Source organism: Microcystis sp. M53602_WE12, assembly GCF_030065455.1.
Classification (GTDB): Bacteria; Cyanobacteriota; Cyanobacteriia; order Cyanobacteriales; family Microcystaceae; genus Microcystis; species Microcystis aeruginosa.
The window spans coordinates 1-1,595 of the sequence record NZ_JASJFB010000755.1; the positions used below are offsets into that span (position 1 = coordinate 1).

General features: G+C 46.0%; 1 protein-coding gene. It reads right to left on the minus strand.

Annotated features, from left to right (window positions below):
• Positions 1-134 precede the first annotated feature (134 nt).
• Positions 135-1,595: DNA mismatch repair protein MutS (gene mutS / locus PX482_RS23335; protein ID WP_288123095.1), on the minus strand; the 1,461-nt coding region annotated here is incomplete at its 5' end.

A 1,595-nucleotide genomic window follows, 5' to 3' on the forward strand; every position in this document is an offset into this window, starting at 1 on the left:
AGGGATCGGGGGTAAAATTCAGGTACTTTTTCCCTGAAAATTAGGTAACTGACTACCTCAAAATCGGTAAAACCCTACACCCCACACCCCACACCCCACACCCTGCCCCCACCAACAAACTTTTTCAGCAGACCCTACTTACTGTCATCAAAAATATCTAACTGCTGCAGAGAGGGGGAATTATCCGACTTAACTGGTTTAATTTTCTTAATTCCTTGACGCAAACCGATCGCAATTTTACTATGTTTTTCGATTTGACCCATCACCTGCATGGCACGATCGATCACAGAAGCTGGTAAACCGGCTAATCTTCCCGCTTCGATACCGTAGGATTTATCCGCGCCTCCCGGTCGTACTTGGTGCAAAAATACTATCTCATGGGGTAATTCTTTGACCGTTACCTGATAATTGGCCACATTCTCTAAAATTGAGGCTAATTCGTTCAGTTCGTGGTAGTGAGTGGCGAAAATCGTCCGCGATTGCAGTACCGTGGCTAAATACTCCGCTACAGACCAAGCTATGGATAAACCGTCAAAAGTGGCTGTCCCGCGGCCAATTTCGTCTAGTAATACTAATGATCTGTCTGTGGCGTGATTGAGAATATTGGCGGTTTCGTTCATTTCCACCATAAAGGTGGATTGGCCCGTAGCGAGGTCATCCACAGCCCCCACCCGGGTGAAAATGCGATCGCAGATGGAGATTTTGGCCGACTTTGCTGGGACAAAACTGCCGGTTTGGGCTAACAATTGAATTAATCCCACCTGTCGCAGATAACAACTTTTGCCACTAGCATTGGGACCGGTGAGAATAATCAAGTCGGGGTATTCTAAACCTTCCTGATTGCCCAAATTAATCGAATTCGGCACAAAAAAGCCGGCCCCAAGGGATTGTTCCACCACGGGATGACGACCATCTTTAATATCGATAAGACGACCATCGGCGATTTCTGGGCGACAATATCCCTGATAAACGGCGATTTCTGCCAATGCTGCCAACACATCCAAAGCGGCGACTTTTGTGGCCACTTCCCGAATTTCTGGGGAAAATTCGGCCACTTGACGGCGTAAATCGCTAAAAATCTCGTATTCTAACTTATTTAATTCATCTACTGCCGTCAGAATTATATTTTCTTTCTCCTTTAACTCGGTGGTGATATAACGTTCCTCATTGACTAAAGTTTGCTTACGCACATAATCTTTTGGGGCGAAATCGGCTTTACTGCGGGGTAAACTGATATAATAACCGAAAGTTTTGTTATAATTAACCTTAAGATTACTAATACCCGTTCTTTCTTTCTCTGTCGTCTCCAGATTCTTAAACCAATCGATTACTTCCTGATAGTCGCGCCGCAGGGCATCCAATTGGGCATCAATTCCCTCACGAATCACCCCCCCTTCCTTCAGATGCAGCGGAGGAGATTCCACCAGATGCGCTATCACCTGCTGGCCTAATTTTTCTAAATCGGCGGGAATTTGCTGTAAAGCTTTCAAATAGGGCGAATTTCCCGAAGCAACCAAAGCCGCTAAATCGGCTAATTTGACTAAAGATGCCGCTAGGGAAAGTAAATCGCGGGCGTTAGCCGTTCCTGCGCCAAC